The following is a 17,546-nucleotide window of genomic DNA, read 5'->3' as shown; positions in this document are numbered from 1 at the left end:
CGAGAGATTGCTTTGGGAGTTTTTACTTAGTGACCAAAAATTTATCAATACTCGGTAAATCTACCCAAGTCCCCGTAGCATTCGACTCCTGGGTCAAATCCATCAACAACTGCGAGTAAACCCCTTCTCTGAGGGACGGTATCAAGGATTTACCGGCATCTATTGCTTCAACCCACCTATCTACTACTCGAATAAAGGGTGCAATTCTCCCGTCTGGATAAACTTGAGGAAACTCCAATCTTTGAGGAATTTTGATTTCAGCTAAAGGTTCTCCACCTTGGGAACCCCACAAGCGAAATCCGTGGACGTAATCTTGCTGGTTATCGCTTCCCAACACCAACGTACCCTTACTCCCGTATATTTCCACCCAGTGTCCCCGCCCTTGATACGTAACAGAACTCAAACAAACTTGGCAAGGAGTTCCCCCGGCTAATTCCAACATCAACGTGCAAGAATCATCTGCATCAACTAATTTTAATTTTCCCGAATCATTCGGATCTGGCCGCCGCGAAATTCCTGTAATCAATTGCCCAGAAAGCCTCTGGGGCGCGCCGAACAGCCAGCTAATATAATCAAAAACGTGAGAACCTGTCGCGCCCAAAACTCCGCCGCCTCGCTCTTTCTGCGCGTACCAATTCCAAGGGCGACTCGCATCAGCGCGGCTCGAAACCAGCCAATCAATCTTAATTAAACGCTTTTCTCCCACATATTCTGCTGCCAATAATTCTGCTAGCATTTGCCATGCGGGGATGAATCGAAACTCAAAGTCCATTGTGGCAATTGCTCTCGAACCACCATTTCTAAAATCGGTTTGAGATTCGTTGTTTGCCACTCGGTAAAGTTCCCTGGCTTCATTTGCTGTCAGGGCTGTGGGTTTTTCTAATAATAAATGCTTGCCTGCTTCCAAGACGGTTTTTGCCATTTCAAAATGCAAAAAGGGCGGTGTGGAAATGCTGACTCCCGCTACTTCTGGGATGGCTACTATATCGGCGATCGAGTCGCAAGCGTAGGGGATATTGTGGGTAGAGGCGAGATCCTTTGCTTTGTCTAAATTCCGGTGATAAACAGCCACAACCTCTGTCCGGTGATGGGCCTGGAATCCGGGAATGTGTACTTTTTGACCAAAACCGGTACCGACTACTGCAACGCCAATTTTTGACATAATTTAATAATTGGGAATTGGGAATTGGGAACTTGTGCTGCCCTGCGACTTCGTTCATGAACCGCGTAACCGAAGTATTAGGTATTGGTAGCAACTAACTAATAACTAATAACTTCAAAATCAGAAGGAACGCTCGATAATTAATCCGTGTATCCGTGTCCTAATCCGTGTCGTGCTTTCCTTCTTCCTTCTCCACCCATTCAATTACTTGTTTCCCCAAATTAACGCCCTCAAACAAGTCAATTTCTCTGATCCCTGTAGGGCTGGTGACATTAACTTCTGTGAGATAACCGCCAATGATATCAATGCCGACAAAGTACAGTCCGTCCCGTTGCAGCACTGGTTCTAACTGAGTGCAAATTTCCAGTTCGCGATCGGTAATTTCGGTTTTTGCGACTCGGCCGCCGACGGCCATGTTGCCGCGAAATTCATTTCCGGTGGGAATGCGGTTGATAGCACCGATCGGCTTGCCGTTTAACAATATAATCCGCTTGTCTCCCTCTTTGGCTTCCGGCAGATAAGTCTGAACCATCACTGGAATTTGCCCTTGTTGAGTGCTAATTTCGACCAGGGAGTTAAGATTGCGATCGTCAGCTTCCAAAAACAAAATCCCCTCGCCAGCTTTGCCGCCCAAGGGTTTAAGAACTGCTGCTCCTTTTTTCTCGACAAAGTGCCGAATTACCTGCTTGTTTTGAGAAACAATTGTCTCAGGAATCGCTCCCTCAAATTGCAAAGCATACATCTTTTCATTCGCCGCCCGCAATCCTTTGGGACTGTTAACTACCAAAGTTTTAGCCGGATCGATGCCATCTAGAAGGTAAGTAGCGTAAAGGTAAGGAATGTTGACTGGGGGATCTGTCCGCATAAATACAGCGTCCATTGCTTCCAGAGGCTGCAAAGTAGGCTGTTCTACCTGGTACCAAGCCTCAGCCGCCTCCCAGCGTCCCTCTACCACTTTTACTGGGGTGAGGGCTACCCGACTGAGCATTGCCCAGGTTTTGCCGCCGATGACGCTTAATTCGTTGGCTTGAGTCGCCCAGACTTCGTGACCCAACTCTTGAGCTGCCTCCATCAGCGCTACGCTGGTATCGTGTCCTGGAATTAGTCGCGCGAGGGGATCGATGATGAATGCAAATTTCATTGTCAGTTAAAATTAAGAATTGGTCGCCTAAAAATTTGGGCTAATTGAAAATTCCACAGGGAATGCCTCATTTTGCTGCTAGCAGCGGATCTAGCAGGCCTTGAGTATCGAGTTGGTGGATGTCGTCGCAGCCGCCTATGTGTTGGTCGTTAATAAATATCTGGGGCAGGGTGCGACCTCCGTGGGATCGATCGCTCATTTGATCCCGTGCCGCTTCATCTCCGTCGATCGCGTACTCTGTGAAATCAACCCCTTTTCGTTTCAGCAGTGCTTTGGCACGAATGCAAAACGGGCAGGTTCTCCAAGTGTAAATTTCTACTTTAGGGGTCATGGGACGCTCAAACAATAACAATATTTTTTAATTTTAATCTTAACCCTAGTGCGGACTTTTTTTACTTCCTAGGCTGAAACCCTCGATTTTTCGTTGGTAGCAAACTTGCCTAGGAGCCTTGAAACCCTTATTATACGGTGGGTTCTCAAAAACTGTGCGAAGCATTGATCTTAACCAATCTTATTTTAATTTTTATATTTTAATTTTTATTATATATAGCAACATATAGCAACCTTATCTGTTGCACCGGAGGTTATTCATTGCTAAAACCCTTGCCAGGAAGTGCATTTGCCTTCTTCCTTGTTTTTACCCTGACCAGGAATTTCAAAGGTGGTACCCGCCACGTGATTTATCCGTGGAATCAATCCCAAATCGAAAATCGAAAATCCTCAAGAAAGAGCATTTATCCGTGGGGTCGCCTCTAAAATCTCAAATCTAAAATCTAAAATCGATTGACTGAAGTCGCTATCGCTTTCTTCATTCCCAATCTGGCTCTATTTGCAGCGCACAAGCTAGGTGTCAAGTTATTTTTTATACAACTTTTTATTTTTTATATAAATTTAAGTAAACAAATATCCTCGCTTAAAAAAAACGGAGACATTTTAAAGGCAAACAGGTTGGTCATCAGCCTGCCTAGCGCTGCGGACCAACCTGATTGTTTCGCTTTCTGCAGGAACATATCATACCTGCACCTGTCAGTAGGACTGCGATCGCAGTACCCGGTTCCGGAATAGAAGTTGCATTTCTCGAAGGTGTAGTTCTGTATATTTGGGACAAACGGGGCTGGGTCGCCAATGGGCTCTCCGATGCCGTTGGGGTGGGTGCCGGCGGGGGGGCACAGGCAGTAGAATAATTTCCCGGACCGCAGACATCTACTGCAGCTGCCGGAGGGGCGGCAGCTAGATAGTAAAACGCTGTTGCCATTGTGGCAGAGAGTCCAATTGCTAGTTTTGCCAGTGGCGTACACATAACTATTTAGTTAAACAGTGGTAAAATCGAAAAATAGAAATAGTCCTAGAGATTAGCGCTGTACGACGGGCAAGGATTTTAGAGTTCTTACAATCAATCTTACAATCAATTTACAATCAATAAGATGTATTCTCTCGCGGACGTCTGTAAAAGATAGTATAGCGCTTGAGGTAAGTGCCCAAACACTTTAATAAAATTATTCTCTTTTACCTTGACATCCCGTACCGTGGTTTGCACAGAGGTTTGCACAGACAGGTAGTTTGCACAGAGTTAACCAACAGTTAAGCAACAGTTAAGCAACAGTTAAGCAACATCTTTTTGCTACCTCTGAACCAACAGCCCTTACAGCCATTAACAAAGAGTCTTTTTACCTTGACCGCGGCCTCCGGGAATTAATTATTTAACCGCTCGCCAAATAGAGCTGCTGTATTGTACTTTGCCATGCACAATCTGACTACTCTTTTATCATCTCATATTTCGACTAAATCTGTCCTCAGTATATGTACGTATATTCCCCCATGTCAACTATTCAAAAGGAATATTTAAGTATTTACCGAGGGTAGAGGGCGTATTGAATGAGCTGAGCTAGTCTGTCGCGGAGAGTTTCCATCCCCAAACCTTTGGCGGCCGAAATAAATACTGCTTGAGGAAATTCTTCTCGGGCGAGGGCGAGAGTCTCTCCATCTACGGCATCTATTTTGTTAAAGACTACAAGGGCTGGGCCGGGAGTTACGGGCATATCGGTCAAAATATTCATGACCGATCGAATTTGGCTCTGCCACGCGGGATGGGAGAGATCGACGAGGTGCAGCAAAGCATCGGCGTCAGTGACTTCTTCGAGGGTAGCCCGGAAAGCGTCGATCAAGGCAGGAGGCAGTTCGCGAATAAAGCCCACTGTATCTGTGAGGACGATCGATAGCGGTTCCCTAGTGACAGTGCCAGGAATGGTCAACCGTCGAGTTGTGGGGTCGAGGGTGGCAAATAACTGGTCGGCGGCATAGACTTCGGAATTTGTGAGCAGGTTGAGCAGAGTAGATTTACCGGCGTTAGTGTAGCCAACGATCGCCACTGAGGGTACATCGTGATGATGGCGGTTCTGCCGCAGCCGGAAGCGGTGCGCCAGCAGTTGATTTACTTCTTGCTGCAATCGAGAAATGCGTTTGGCGATCGTCCGCCGTTCGGTTTCTAGCTTGGTTTCCCCTGGGCCTCTGGTACCGATGCCACCACCCTGTCTCGACATTGCCTGACCGCGACCTCTGAGCCGGGGCAGGGCATACTCTAGCTGAGCGAGTTCGACTTGTAGTTTACCCTCGCTCGATCGAGCTCTTTGGGCAAAGATGTCGAGAATTACCTCTGTTCGATCGACAACGCGAAGACCTATCTGAGTTTCCAAGTTACGTATTTGTGCGGGTGCCAGGTCGCGATCGAATACCACGAGGTTAGCGCTAATCGTCTGAGCGGTGAGGGAAATTTCCTGAACTTTGCCTTCGCCGACCACTGTCTGCGGATGGGGGCGCGATCGTTTTTGGCGCACTGTTTGCAGAACCTGACCGCCGGCGCTTTCAACCAGCCGCGTGATTTCTGCGAGCCCGTCCTCAAACTCCAACTGAGTCATGTGCTGAGTCATTACACCTACCAGCAGCACTTTGTCTTGGTCTGCATCGACCTGCTTAGCGACAAACTCTGCTTGAAACTCTGCTTCGAGCCCTTCCACCAAATCCAGAAAATCTTGGTCGGCGAGTTCTTCCAAATTCAGCGGTTCTGATATTTTCCAGGGAAAGTGTGGAGTTTGAATTAGTGACTTTGGAATTGAAGGCTCTTCTATTTCATCAGTTGAATCTGGTTCTAACTGAGCGCTCAAAACAGAGAACTCAAAATTGGGCTGATCTCCCTGGGGTATCAGGTGAGCGAGATAAGTTTCTTGGATGTAACCAGTCGCACCGCCCCCCCGACGCTGAAATCCTCCCCCCGTCAGTGTCAGCCAAACCAGGGCATCCAGGCGCTGAATTGCCATTGCTGTGAGGGCTGCTTCGCTTGGGGTTTCTGGCTTTAGGTGGGTAGCGATGCAGCGAATGCCGCTGAGGCGACCTCCCCCATACCGGGGTAATTCTAAGGGTGCAATCTGGGTTTGCCGCGGTGAACCCACGCCGACGCGAATTACTTGTCCACGGCGGTTGATGTAGGTGCAGATTGGTTTGTCTATTTCCGTGCTGATGGCGGCGACGCGCTGGGCGAATTCTGCAGTGGTGATGCGATCGCCCGGTAGTCGCTGGTGGTACAGCTTTTCGAGTTGCTTGAGCTGGCTGGACTTTAAACCTTGAAGATGGCCGTAGATGGTTTCGATAACTGTTTCTCCCGATCGATCTGTTTATCTCCTATTTTAATTAACTCCCGCGCTATGTGTTCGGCTTTTGAGTTTAAATTTACTAAATTTTCTTGCTTCTAGGATTTCGCGGATTCAGTCTGAGCGAGCTCAAAAACGGATACTTGCTTTCCGACAACAGTCGTGAGTCTGCCAAAATTTTAGAGCTTCCAGATTCATCTGTAGAGTAAATCTCAAATCTCAAATCTACTGACGAGTCAAAAGCGCCGTTTTTTGTCGCGGCAGCGCGATCGGGCTTGTCACAGCAGCAATCTCAACTTGCACTTGTATTTAGTATCTACAGATACAGGCGATCGCTGAAAAATCTCGCGAAACAAAACTTAACATTTTTTTTTCCGTTTCCAAATCCTCCTTTAGACTTGTGTGTATCTTGGGCCTAGAGACAGATAGCAAAGCAGAAATTAGGCCGCTACCATGAGAAGCGAAACATTGTTAAGGAATGTAAAAACATGGAAACTCGTCCTACTAACCTGCCTCCTACAGCTAATGCTTACAACGGCAAAGATCGGAATGCCTTCTTGTTTGGCTTCAACCCACAAGCAGAACTTTGGAACGGTCGCTTAGCGATGATCGGTTTCTTAGCTTATTTGCTCTGGGATGCTGCTGGATTTAGCGTTCTGCGCGACATTCTCCACTTTCTGCCTACCTACATTGCTCAGTAATGAGTAGGTGTGTTTCCTGTCTGGCAGCGTGAGTAAATGCCGCCACTGCCAGACAGGCTAAAAGTTACAAATGGCAGCGAGTATGGTTTTGTCCCTTTGTATCTTTCGTTACTTTTGAATGGCATTAAAAGACTTCTTGCTGTGATTCGACGATTACGGGTGGGGGCGCTGTAGCTGGCGCGGTGAATATTAATAGCAACAGATATTTATTGCGTAAGGGCGATCGCCCCTGCTGTATTTTTGGCAAGAAATCTCATCAAGCATTTCTGATAATTTATGAAAAATAGGAGCATCAACGATGATTAACTCAAATTTACTGGCAGTAGTAGAATCGACCCTGGCTGACACAGCATCAGGAAATTGGCAAAAACCAATAGTGATGTTTGTTTGCAATATCTTAGCATTGCTAGTTCTCAGTCGCCGAATTTGGTATCCCCACGTCGGGCCAAAAATGCCTTTGCCCTTCCCGTCTTTGTTCAACAATGTTAGCGTACCGGCATTTCTGGCTTGCATGAGCGCAGGTCATTTGCTCGGAGCATTTATGATTTTGACCCTCAACATCGACAAATATTTCTAGCATAAATGGCGTCGCTTTTGTGGTGATTTATTGCTAGATTTTTTAGTAAGTTAAAAAGCGCCAAAAAAATGGTAGGGGTAAGTGAAAAGCACTTACCCCTAATTTTAATTTTATATATGGAGTGGCGCAGAAATCGTTTTTTTACCATCCACATTATTAGATCAGCTTACTATGCTTAAAGCCTTCAAATTCGACTGCAAAGCCTTCACCTTGGGGAGCCGCACACATTAACCCAACTTGAACGATTGGTGACTCAGTTAGATATGCCAGTCGCATCATTGAATAGTCTGACCCATTCAACGAGTATTGCACTTCCACCGTTTCAGCTCGGCGCTTTACCCGCAGCCACAGGGAAACAGGCGGCACTTCCAGCGGCATAACAGACCAATCGGAATAGTCTCGTGTCACAACCGCACTCACGTTTTGCACTCCCTCAACAAACTCAATGCCGCACTTTAGCCAGATATTTTCGCTCTCTCGAATCATCAATCCTGCTTGATCGTAGAGCGATCGATAGCAACCAGTAATTTTGACTTCGGCTGTAAAGTCGCCTGAGACTTGACGGTAGTAAAAGTTGCCGTTATCGCGAATGAATCCGTAATGAGTGTGCCGCCAAAAGTCAGTCTTTGCGTCGGCGGTAATGTGGATAACATCGTTATCCTCATGCCATTGTAAAGGTTCATTGTACCATTGCATTGTTTGCATCTCCTGCTAACTTCCTCCAATTCCGTGCAGTACCAAGTCGGCAAAAAAATGAGATAACATAGCGTATTCTAATCCCCAACGCCAGTAAAGAAAACCAAAGGGAATCCCTAAGAGGGCATTGAGCACAATCGTTCGGAAAATGACGATTGGGGTTAGCCCCCAGAGATTGGCAGCGGCAGGCAAATGACCCACACCAAACAATATTGCCGCCGCCACAATTGCCAGCCAAAAAATCCATGTAGAGGGTTGCAGTTTGTCTCGCTCAAAAATCTTCCAAAGTAGCCACGCCATCAATGTCATACCGAACAGTCGCAGCAAGAGTTCTTCGGTGATGCCTCCGTAGAAGGAAGCTAATATGCGTTTCCAGAGGTCAATTTTTAACGCAGTTGTTGAAGCCATTGGAGGCATCCAAGGTTCAAACCCTAAACTCAATCCAATTAAGACGATGCCACCAACGCCACCGACTATCAGTGCCGTTTTGATAGCAGATTTAGAAAGAGTGGGAACAGGCTGTCGATACACCAGCGCACGAATGAGGGGGGTATCGAGTCCCATTGAGTTGCCTAGGCGTAGTCCAATCCAATTCAGGAGAATCAAAAGAAGTCCAGTTTGAAGGGCGGACGCAATAGCTATAACAGGTAACGGTGTAGGCACTTGCCTAACTGCTGGATTCAGAGACAGCGCATAAGGAAATAATGCCAACGCTGCCAGACTCCCCAGTAATGCCCAAAATAACGCCAATCGAAGGTGATGTTTGTTTGAAGTATCTGTAGTCATAATTTTTGATTGCAGATAGAAACACCCAATTAATAAGTCAGGAATTACGCACTTCCACCAAAGAAACCGGGTTTTTTATCGAATCTGGGGGTGGCCACGAAATATCTTCCTCAAAAACCCGGTTTCTGAACCCCCCAGTTAATTCGACTGAATTTGCGAATTCAAAACCTTAGAAATTCGATCGCGCGTTTCCTCCAAATGAGCCCGCGTATAAGCATCCGCATTCCGATCCAAATTCCGAATACTCTTGCTCAAACCCTCCCGCAACTGCCGCAACTCGTACCAAGCCAAACTCCGCGCATCCTCTGGAACATTCGTTTTTCGCAGCACCATTCCGATCAAAATTGCTAAATGTTCCCGCTGCAAAGAACGCCGAAAAGTTGGAATTTGCATCTTCTTTTCCGGCTGCAAAACCTCTTGCCAGATATCCTTTTGCACAGTGTTCAACACTTCCGGCAACCTCAAAGCAGTTTCCGGCGCCGATTTTAACTCGGCATCCCGCAGCCTCGCCAAGCGCATCGGAGATAGCAAAACTCGCAACACAAACCGCTGCAAAAAAGTAATTCGATCCCCGATCGGGTAATCTAGAGGAAACACCAAAGCCGGACTTCCCCAGTGTTCCCAGCGCGAAGGCGCCAATTTATTCAGCAATTCCGGCGCAAAACTAAACGCATCCGGCGCAAAAACGTACTTTTCAAGGGTTGCTAATGCTTCTCGCTGCACAGAAAGTTCGATCGGCACAAACGGCAACTTCGCATTAGTATCTCCAGGGCGAATCCGACTAAACGACTGTCCCCCCACATACAAAGTAGCATTCATCACCTGCTGAACATAATACCCGAACACCGAATCAAACATCACCCGCAGTTCGTTATAACCGTTTTCCCCAACCGGAATTCGCTTTTCCAAACGCTTCCACATCGCCCTAGCATTATCCAATTGCCATTGCGAATACCTCAGCATATTGGCGCTGAGATCAAAGGTATTTGCAGCCGGATCGAGAATATCAAAAGAATCCTCATCCGGCGCGTAAGATAATTGGGGTTCCGCAGCGCGGCTGGCAATTTGTTGCAGCGTGGGTAAGTCGCTGTTCGGGTCCCGGCCGCCAATCACCTTGTAACCATACTCGATCGCCCAATCGTCATAAGGCCCTACAATCGTTGGATAATAGTCGCCCTGCACAGTTCCGGCAGGGGCCAAATTAATTGGCACATAATCCATCACCGACGCTACCAAACCTTGCGTGCGAGTTACCTGAGTATTGTTCAATTCCTCCGGTTGCAGCATCGTACTCCCGTGAAAATTGTGCCTCAAACCGAGAGTGTGACCGACTTCGTGGGCAGTCAAAAATCGGATATATTCATTCACATAATTGTCAATTGTCGGACTGCTAGGCGCTGCATTTTGCAACAAATCGATCGACATTGCCCCCATCGCAAACTGCCGGCTCGATTCCAACCCAAAACACATATCCGAACTCGACATCAACCGCGATAAAGGAGCTCGCTTTTGCTCTTGATATTGTTCTACCAAAGTCGGCAAATCCTCAGCAATTCCCCCTCGATCATTTTCCCCGCTGCTTTTTCCTAAATCCCCATTTTCGAGCACATTCAAATAGCGAGAATACATCCCAAACTGACAGGGACTGGTATTAGAACCGTTTCGCCCTTGAAAACTCTTAGATAGCGATCTATTTTGTTCCACCAAAGACCGATAACCCTGTTTGATTTCCCGGACAACATTAGCATCCAACAGAATGTCAGCATCCAAAATTTCCCCCGTCAGCGGGTTAGTGCGAGACGGCCCGATGCCGGCAAACTGAGGCTCAAAAGAACTCGACCAGCGGATAGTATTGTAGCGAACATCAGCCGGGTCCCATTTAGCATTGTCCGGCATTTGTTTGACCTGAATTGCCTCAGTAAAACCTGCCTTTTCAAAAGCTTTGTTCCACACCAAAACGCCCTCGCGGATTGCGTTTCGGTATTCGGTAGGCACATTATTTTCAATCCAAAAGACGATCGGCTGAACCGGAGGCGACATCGGCGCCGTCGGGATTTGCTTTTGCAAATGCCAGCGATTGATATAGCGCACAAAAGGCTCCCGGCTATTCTTGTCAGAAAAGTCCTTATATGCTGTGAGGAAATAGCCCACTCGCTCGTCCGCAAGTCGGGGCCGATAGCCGTTATTTAGCGGCACTTCCGAGAAACTGTAGTGAATGCGGAGGTTAAAAGCCCGACTGTCAGGAATCGAAGGTAAATAGTTAACTTCACTGTCATTATCGCTAGAAAAACCATAGACAGAAGCAATCTCCACATTCAGCGGAAACGCTTTAACATCTTTAAAAGAAGACTTGTCTGCATCGATCGAGTAAGAAGCGCCCAAAAGCATCGGCAAAATCGCTTTTACCCCTGGTAAATCGCGTTTGTCGCTCATCAGCAAATCGCCTAAATCGATTAGCAGAGTTTGTCTTTGCGGATGAATGCTTTTGAGAGGCAAAGAATAGAGAATCGACTCGCTAAATCCCCGTGCTACCGAACCTGCTTGCGGGTCGCCCGGACTGGTGCGAAAATTGATATTTGGTATCACAAACTGCACGTTATTTTGGACGCGCCGCAGTTGAAACAAGAAATCGCCGATCGGCATTCCGCTCAAAATGCCCGCTTCCCCCAAACCCGATGCCAATGTCACAAAGCATAGGAACTTTTTGTTGAATTGTTCCGGTTTAATTTCCAGATATACTTTATCAGTTGCTTGATTGCGGTAAAGGGTAAATAATCCCTCTAACTTTTTCGCGTCTTTGACAACCTCTTCAAAGGGTGCCAGAGTTTGCTGTTCGCTACTTGGTTCGTTGCTGGGCGGCCCAGATGATAAAGCTACAGGTAAAAAGAAACCTTTATACAAACTGAAACAGAAAAATGCTAAAGATAATATAAAAAATATCAAAGGCAGATTTTTTCTAGGATTTTTTATCTGTGTATTTTTGCTATTTTCAGGAAATATCAATCTTTTCATTTTCAGTATTTAGCCGCAGGAAAGAATAGTTTTGAGATAGTCGAGCCGCACTCGCAATGTTGGGAGCATCTCACATCTTGCACCATTCTCAATTATATCAAGTTCGGTTAATTGCTTATAAGAACCGACCGGGCGGGTTTATGAGATTGTCAATTTTAGGGAATTATTATTGGTGAACCCGCCCCTACAGGAATTATATCTATTTAACCGAACCTGATATTACTTGTTTAGGAACAGGCTTTCCGGCCTGTTCCACAAGAAGAAAACTCACTCTTTGTGGAACGGGCCGAAGAGCCGGTTCTTGACAATGGTGCAACATCTGAGGAGCATTTAACATCTAAAATAACTCAAAGCTCAAAAATTAGAACTATTGTTGCGCTGGCCAGGGAATCATGGGATCTTGAGCCAACCGCTTAGAAACTGCAACAGCACCGTAACGGTTGAGGTGGCTGGGGTCGGAAAAAGATTCCCGCGCCTGGGGCCACAATAAACTCTTATCTAGGAAAATTAGTCCGCTTTGAGCTGATAATTCTTGCATATATTGCCGGAATTCTTGTTCGTAACCTGTCCGCACCGGGTCTAAATAATCTTCAGTCAGAGGCATATTTACAAACACGAGATTGATGTTGCGAACCTTGGTAAATTCGATCAGATTTTTGAGTGCTAGAGCTTGTTCGCCTACCAATTTAAAATTTTGATAGTCGGAGTCGTAATAACCAGATACTTTCGGGTGCTTCTGAAAGTAAGTTTCGGGATTGAAGCGTATATCGATCGGCAAAAAGCCATTTGGTTGATACTCGCTGACTGGTTTACTCACAGCAGTTGGCTGGGCATTATTTTCCCTTGTTTGTTCACCCAGGGCTGCGGTTTGGGGGCTGTCGGTTGCCACAGGGGCTGAGGGATTAACGATCGATCGCAAAAACCCTTTGAGTCGATCGCGCTTTTTGTAAGTTGCAGAACCCTCCACCAACTTTTGACTCACCACTTGCTGAACATTAGCTTGAGCTTGTCCCAAATTGTTCACCAATTCAGTCGCAGTCGCCACCGGATTGTTAGCGCTTTCTTTCGATGTTTCGGATTCTAATTGATTGGTGGGGATCAGAAAACTACCCCGGCTCAATTGCCTGTAACCTTCCGAAGAAGCGATCGCACTAAAAGTCAAATCCGGCCGCCCGCTGTTGAGAGCCCTCGCCCCGTCAGCCAACACCAACAATTTCGGCAGTTGTTGCGGCGGCAAAATCCGGCGGACGATCGAATCTACAACTTGGAGAGTAGCTCCATTAACTCCAAAATTGTAAGCCCTCAGCCCCGGATAGCCCGAAGCTGCCAAAGCTGTTTCCAAAACCGCCGGATCGATGCCCCGCAGCGCCCTCGAACTACCGACAATTAAAATATCCGGCGGTTTTTTGTGCAGGTGGATGTACTCTTGATAGCGCGCTATCTGATCGTCAAGCTGCTCGCTCCTCAAAGTTGGGAACACCGGAGGAGCAGAAACATCAGCTACAGGAACGCTAGTATTTCCCGGTTTCGTAAACCCAGAGCCATTGAAAGCCTCTTGCTGGTTCGCTTCCGGCGACGGTTGCAACGGAATTCGAGGCAAATTCACCTCCCCAGAAGGGGGAACGGGGTTCGCGGTTTCGTTCGGAAGTCTGGCTGTAACGTCGCCTAAAGCCTTGGGAGCTGAATGTTGACAATTTGGGCCGCTGCAAACTTCGGAGGCACTAGGAGCTTGACTGACCGTCGCAGATTGCAGAAATTGACCGAGGATCCAATCGGTATTGAAAGTCAGCAGACAGCCGGCGATCGCCCAAATCAAAGCCATTCCCGCCGCGCGATCGGCTCTCACGCCACCCGGCGCAGCAGCATTCGTGGATAAACCATCGTTGGGAACAAACAAACCCGAAGCGACAAGCGGTTGCACCGCAGCTTGAACTAACTGCTCGCCCAGATTGTATCCGGGGAGTCTGATTTTGAAGCGGGGCCGCCAGGAGTTGGGCGTCGGAGCATCGAACACCAAATTGTCGCCCAAACCCGAAAAACTCCCATCCTCCGCCGGCGCAAACTCCGGCACCGGTTCCTTTTCCAACACAGCCACTTGGGAGGGAGCCTGTGCGGGTGCCGTCGCTGATTCTTCGTCAACAGCGGTTCTGAGGTCGATTGCGTAGCGCCACAGGGGCAGCTTCTGGCCCGCGCGCCGTCCGTAGACTCGCACCCCTGCCACTCCCGGAATTTGTAACTGTCGCAAAAATTTCGCCACCGGCGGGCCTATCTTCGACTGAGAAGGGCAAGTCAGAGCTTCTGTCATGACGTGCAGCACGTTGGCTTTTTGCAGCACGACAGCCCGAATCCCTCCTGTTTCCAGCTTGCGTCTGAGATTGGGGTTGAGCAACCTGTTCAATAAAAAAGTCAGAGCCAATTGGTCGCCCTCGACCGCCAGCGTTCTAGCGTTCGCAGCCAAGTCGGGGTGGTGGGCGGCAGGCAAGTCCACCCAGTCTATCCACACGGGGGACTCCGGCGCCGCCTGAGAGTCCTTGGCTGGTTCTACGCCGTAGATAGTAGCTGCGCGGATGCCTTGGGGTGCAAAGGAGGCTAACAAAGGGGCGATCGTGTCGGTGGTTTGCTGCTTGTCGGGGTATTCTTGCCGTTTAGGCTTTTGTCCTTTTTTGGCAGTTTTGCTGCAAAACAGGTGGAGGGTTGCTTCTTTGAGGGTAGCCCGCACTTCGACTCTCGATGCAGCCAAGTGTTGGTTTAGCAGTTTGGCGATCGACTGTACGTCTCCCCACCTAGCCCATTCCTTAAGAATTTTGTCGGGCGAAGTCAAATCCACCCGCAGCAGCCAGTCCGGTTTCGCTTCGCCGCTGACTTGGCTGGCGATCACGGCTTCGCGGAAATCCTCTAGTTGCAGTTTCCGTAGCCTGCCGGCGATGGGTTCGGCCAGCAATGAGGGGTCGGGGCTGTAAGCTGACTCGCACAGCACCAGCAGCCGGCGTTCTTTGGGCTTGATATTTTCCGGCCCATTCACCGGCTGGGTTTCTAGGCTGCTTTTGAGTTCTTTTTCGCGAATGCTTACTTTCACCGAAACTCCCATCGGGCCGAGGATTTCGCTGAGATAGCTGGCGATCGCATCTGGATAGCCCCGGCGCGCCAACGTTTCCGGCGAAACCGTTAATGTTCCATCGCGATCGCCCTCGCCTGAGTCAGCTTGGGGGGATTGAATCAAAGCCACTGCGCCACGGTTGGCTTTCTGCTGCGGGGGAACGGCGGAACCGACGGCTTCCCGCGTCGCAGCAGCCGAAGTGTCGATCGTCACGGGGGAAGTTTCAAAAGCTTCTGGGTATTCAATGCGGGAGGCGACGGGCAGACTGTCGGCGTCAAAATCCAGTTCTTCCCGTACTTGCGGCGGTTGCGCGACTGTTTCTATCGGTTTTGGTGTCTGTTTGACTTTGCGGTTGTCATTCTTAAATCTGCCGAAAAATCCGCCTCTTTTAGGGCTTGCTGGCGGTTCGTCGGGGGAAGTCGCTGGCGGCGGCACTTCGGCAACTTTTGGTTCCGGTTGCTGTGGCTGTTGCTGTTGCTTGGGACTGCTGCAATCGAGCCGGACTGTCCAGTCATTTTGTCGGGAACCGATTTTGCGGCCGCACAGAAACAACTGGTAAATTTTAGGTCGATCGGGCAGCAGTTGCGTTAAATCAGTGTGTTCGAGGGCGTTGGTAAATCTCGCCGTCACCAATTCTTGAGACGGACACTGCGCTGCTTCGCACAAAATGTGCAGGTGATTTCCCCGCAAACGCGCTTGTACTTGAACTTCGGGAAGCCCTAAAGCTTCTTGCGCCCACTGCGACGCGGCCGATCGATTGTCTGCCAATATGCTCCCGTTCGCATTCAACATGGGACTTTAAATTTCGTCAAGGCTGCTTTCGTCTTCTACAGATAGCACATTTCGTCCGTATTTTGGCATATATTAGGCTTCACTTAGGCGAAGTCATCAGTCATTGGTCGTTAGTAATTATTACCAATCGCACCACACTACATAAAATAGTGTGTCTGCGTCCAGGACTGTACAACCTAGTTTCCAAAGCCTTTATAGTTTGGCGATCGGTTTTTTCTTATTTTTGCAAAAAAATAAGTTACTTATTATACAACAAACAGAAAAATTAGTTGGGCGATCGCCAATCCAAAGTTGTCACTCATCCCACAATTCGTAGCGTGACACTTCAGTACACGGAAGTGGATTAAAGCTTTCATAAAGTTTACTTCCTGATGGCGAACACCGCTTGCGATCGATAAAAGTTACTGATATTCTCAAATGTATTCGTAGCAATAAAACAACCCAATTATTCCATCACATCATTTTTTTTCAGCCGCATCGGCAAGTTTTCACCTGTCGATATCGCAGCTTCCGTCCTCAATAAAAAAACAAAATTTCAGCATCGTCTGGAATCGCTTTGCTTGCGAAATTTTCAAGATTAACATCCTCAACTTCTGCATAATTTTAGTCACTTTCATCATCAAAAAGCCGAAGTTTAAATCATGTCACTAATCGAAGCATCTACCCCAAAAATAACTGCCAATATTTCTGTCATCCCCGACATTGCAGAAGACTTGCAACTAGCAAATTCTACCAATAATTACTCTTCTGCCCCGAAAACTCTCCTAACAGTTAACGAAACATCCTCCACAAACCCCAGCGTTGAACTATTACAATCAAACAACCAAATCCTCGATAAAAGCCCAGAAATATCTCCCCAACAAGCAGAGATAAACGCCTTCATCCTCAACAAAGATTCAACACCAACAACCAACAGCATCGCCGAAGAACCGCAAACATCCACCACTCAAACCGACGCAATCACAGGCGATACAACCAAGCCAGCAACTCGCAATAACATCTCTTTCGACTCCGGCATTTTCCAAGCAGACGAAACAGGTAAAATTGTGTTCGATTACCTATCAGACGGAGGCTCGTATCAAGGAGAACTAGCAATTATCAGCCTCACAGGAATGCAAGAATTTGTTCCCGATTCCGAAGCATTTATCCAAGAAGCAGCCAGACGCGCTTTAAGCAACTCCTCACTCGGTTATATCGCCATTTCTGACAGTACAGAAGCAGCGAAATTCTCTATTTTCGAGGGAGAAAACAACTTCAATATCGGGGAATACCGAGGAATTAAAACCTTTGCAATGACACCAGGAGATGAAATTGGTATCATCGTAGTTCCCAACGGCACAATACAAGAAGCATACAATAATCCAGCGATTGGCGGCGACAAAAAGCCCTTATTCTCAATGGCTACAGCTAATTCCAGCGATGCTTTTCAACGTGGACAAATAGCCAGTGTTGCGAATGGCGGCAGTATATTTGTCATGGAAGATATGGGGATAGGAGAAGGGAGCGATGCTGATTACAATGATATCATATTTTCGCTCAAAGGTGCAACCCCTAAAGTCATTTCAATGGATGATGTAATTGCCAAAAACTCCGATTGGCGTACATCAGAGAAAGCTAAAGAATTGATAGCTTATGCTGCGCCAAAAACTGAGACTAAGTTAGAAGACAAAAAACCCGATACTACTTCTACAACCAATTCGGCTGAGACAGAAATCGAAAATTCCCCCGCAGTTGAAGACAAAAATCCGACTGTTTCGGAAATTCCCAATTCCGAGACGACTTCGGCTGAGACAGAAATCGAAAATTCCCCCGCATTTGAAGACAAAAATCCGACTGTTTCGGAAATTCCTAATTCCGAGATGAATTCGGCTGAAACAGAAACCGAAAATTCCCCCGCAGTTGAAGAGAAAAATCCGACTGTTTCGGAAATTCCCAATT

Annotated in this window: 13 protein-coding genes; 5 read left to right on the top strand and 8 right to left on the bottom strand. The window is 47.6% G+C overall.

The features are described 5' to 3' along the window. Positions 1–22 precede the first annotated feature (22 nt). From QT987_RS13080 to grxC, 3 genes are all read right to left on the bottom strand, one after another. A complete protein-coding gene (locus QT987_RS13080) occupies positions 23–1,162 on the bottom strand; it encodes a Gfo/Idh/MocA family oxidoreductase (protein WP_333240426.1) in 1,140 nt (379 codons plus the stop codon). Positions 1,163–1,322: 160 nt separating this feature from the next. Then, positions 1,323–2,303, bottom strand: coding sequence for a glutathione synthase (gene gshB / locus QT987_RS13075; protein ID WP_333240424.1), 981 nt, complete (start codon positions 2,301–2,303; stop codon positions 1,323–1,325). A 67-nt stretch (positions 2,304–2,370) separates the two neighbouring features. Further along, entirely contained in the window at positions 2,371–2,634 is a 264-nt protein-coding gene (gene grxC, locus QT987_RS13070; protein WP_333240421.1) for a glutaredoxin 3, read from the bottom strand. A 655-nt stretch (positions 2,635–3,289) separates the two neighbouring features. Between grxC and QT987_RS13065 the strand changes: the two genes are divergently transcribed. Continuing rightward, complete coding sequence (locus QT987_RS13065) at positions 3,290–3,487, top strand: hypothetical protein (RefSeq protein ID WP_333056697.1); 198 nt, start codon at positions 3,290–3,292, stop codon at positions 3,485–3,487. A gap of 666 nt (positions 3,488–4,153) precedes the next feature. Here the strand turns inward: QT987_RS13065 and hflX are convergent. After that, a complete protein-coding gene (hflX, locus tag QT987_RS13060) occupies positions 4,154–5,749 on the bottom strand; it encodes a GTPase HflX (protein WP_333240419.1) in 1,596 nt (531 codons plus the stop codon). Between the two features lie 49 nt (positions 5,750–5,798). Here hflX and QT987_RS13055 point away from each other — a divergent pair, with 49 nt between their 5' ends. The 3 genes from QT987_RS13055 to QT987_RS13045 all read left to right on the top strand — a co-directional run bounded on the left by QT987_RS13055 (position 5,799) and on the right by QT987_RS13045 (position 7,225). Continuing rightward, a complete protein-coding gene (locus QT987_RS13055; protein ID WP_263053573.1) occupies positions 5,799–5,924 on the top strand; it encodes a hypothetical protein in 126 nt (41 codons plus the stop codon). 511 nt (positions 5,925–6,435) lie between these two features. After that, positions 6,436–6,648, top strand: coding sequence for a chlorophyll a/b-binding protein (locus QT987_RS13050; RefSeq protein ID WP_333056696.1), 213 nt, complete (start codon positions 6,436–6,438; stop codon positions 6,646–6,648). Positions 6,649–6,946: 298 nt separating this feature from the next. Continuing rightward, positions 6,947–7,225: a Photosystem I reaction center subunit PsaK gene (locus tag QT987_RS13045; protein WP_333041853.1), complete on the top strand. Its 279-nt coding sequence runs from the start codon at positions 6,947–6,949 to the stop codon at positions 7,223–7,225. A gap of 156 nt (positions 7,226–7,381) precedes the next feature. On the opposite strand, the gene QT987_RS13040 is transcribed toward QT987_RS13045, so the two are convergent. From QT987_RS13040 to QT987_RS13025, 4 genes are all read right to left on the bottom strand, one after another. Further along, on the bottom strand, positions 7,382–7,930 hold the full coding sequence (locus QT987_RS13040) for a DUF1349 domain-containing protein (RefSeq protein ID WP_333240417.1): 549 nt from the start codon (positions 7,928–7,930) through the stop codon (positions 7,382–7,384). Between the two features lie 6 nt (positions 7,931–7,936). Beyond that, a complete protein-coding gene (locus tag QT987_RS13035; protein ID WP_333240414.1) occupies positions 7,937–8,707 on the bottom strand; it encodes a CPBP family intramembrane glutamic endopeptidase in 771 nt (256 codons plus the stop codon). Between the two features lie 138 nt (positions 8,708–8,845). Beyond that, positions 8,846–11,719 (bottom strand): zinc-dependent metalloprotease, encoded by a 2,874-nt coding sequence (locus QT987_RS13030; RefSeq protein WP_333240412.1) that lies wholly within the window; start codon positions 11,717–11,719, stop codon positions 8,846–8,848. 367 nt (positions 11,720–12,086) lie between these two features. Beyond that, positions 12,087–15,608 carry a hypothetical protein gene (locus QT987_RS13025; protein WP_333240410.1) on the bottom strand — a complete coding sequence of 1,174 codons (3,522 nt, stop codon included), beginning with the start codon at positions 15,606–15,608 and terminating at the stop codon, positions 12,087–12,089. A 641-nt stretch (positions 15,609–16,249) separates the two neighbouring features. On the opposite strand from QT987_RS13025, the gene QT987_RS13020 reads away from it, so the two are divergent. Beyond that, positions 16,250–17,546, top strand: a 1,297-nt coding sequence (locus tag QT987_RS13020; protein ID WP_333240407.1) for a DUF4114 domain-containing protein, incomplete at its 3' end; no start/stop codon positions are given.

It is taken from the genome of Microcoleus sp. SVA1B4, from assembly GCF_036700545.1.
Taxonomy (GTDB): Bacteria; Cyanobacteriota; Cyanobacteriia; order Cyanobacteriales; family Microcoleaceae; genus Microcoleus.
This window is presented reverse-complemented; position numbering and strand designations above follow the sequence as displayed.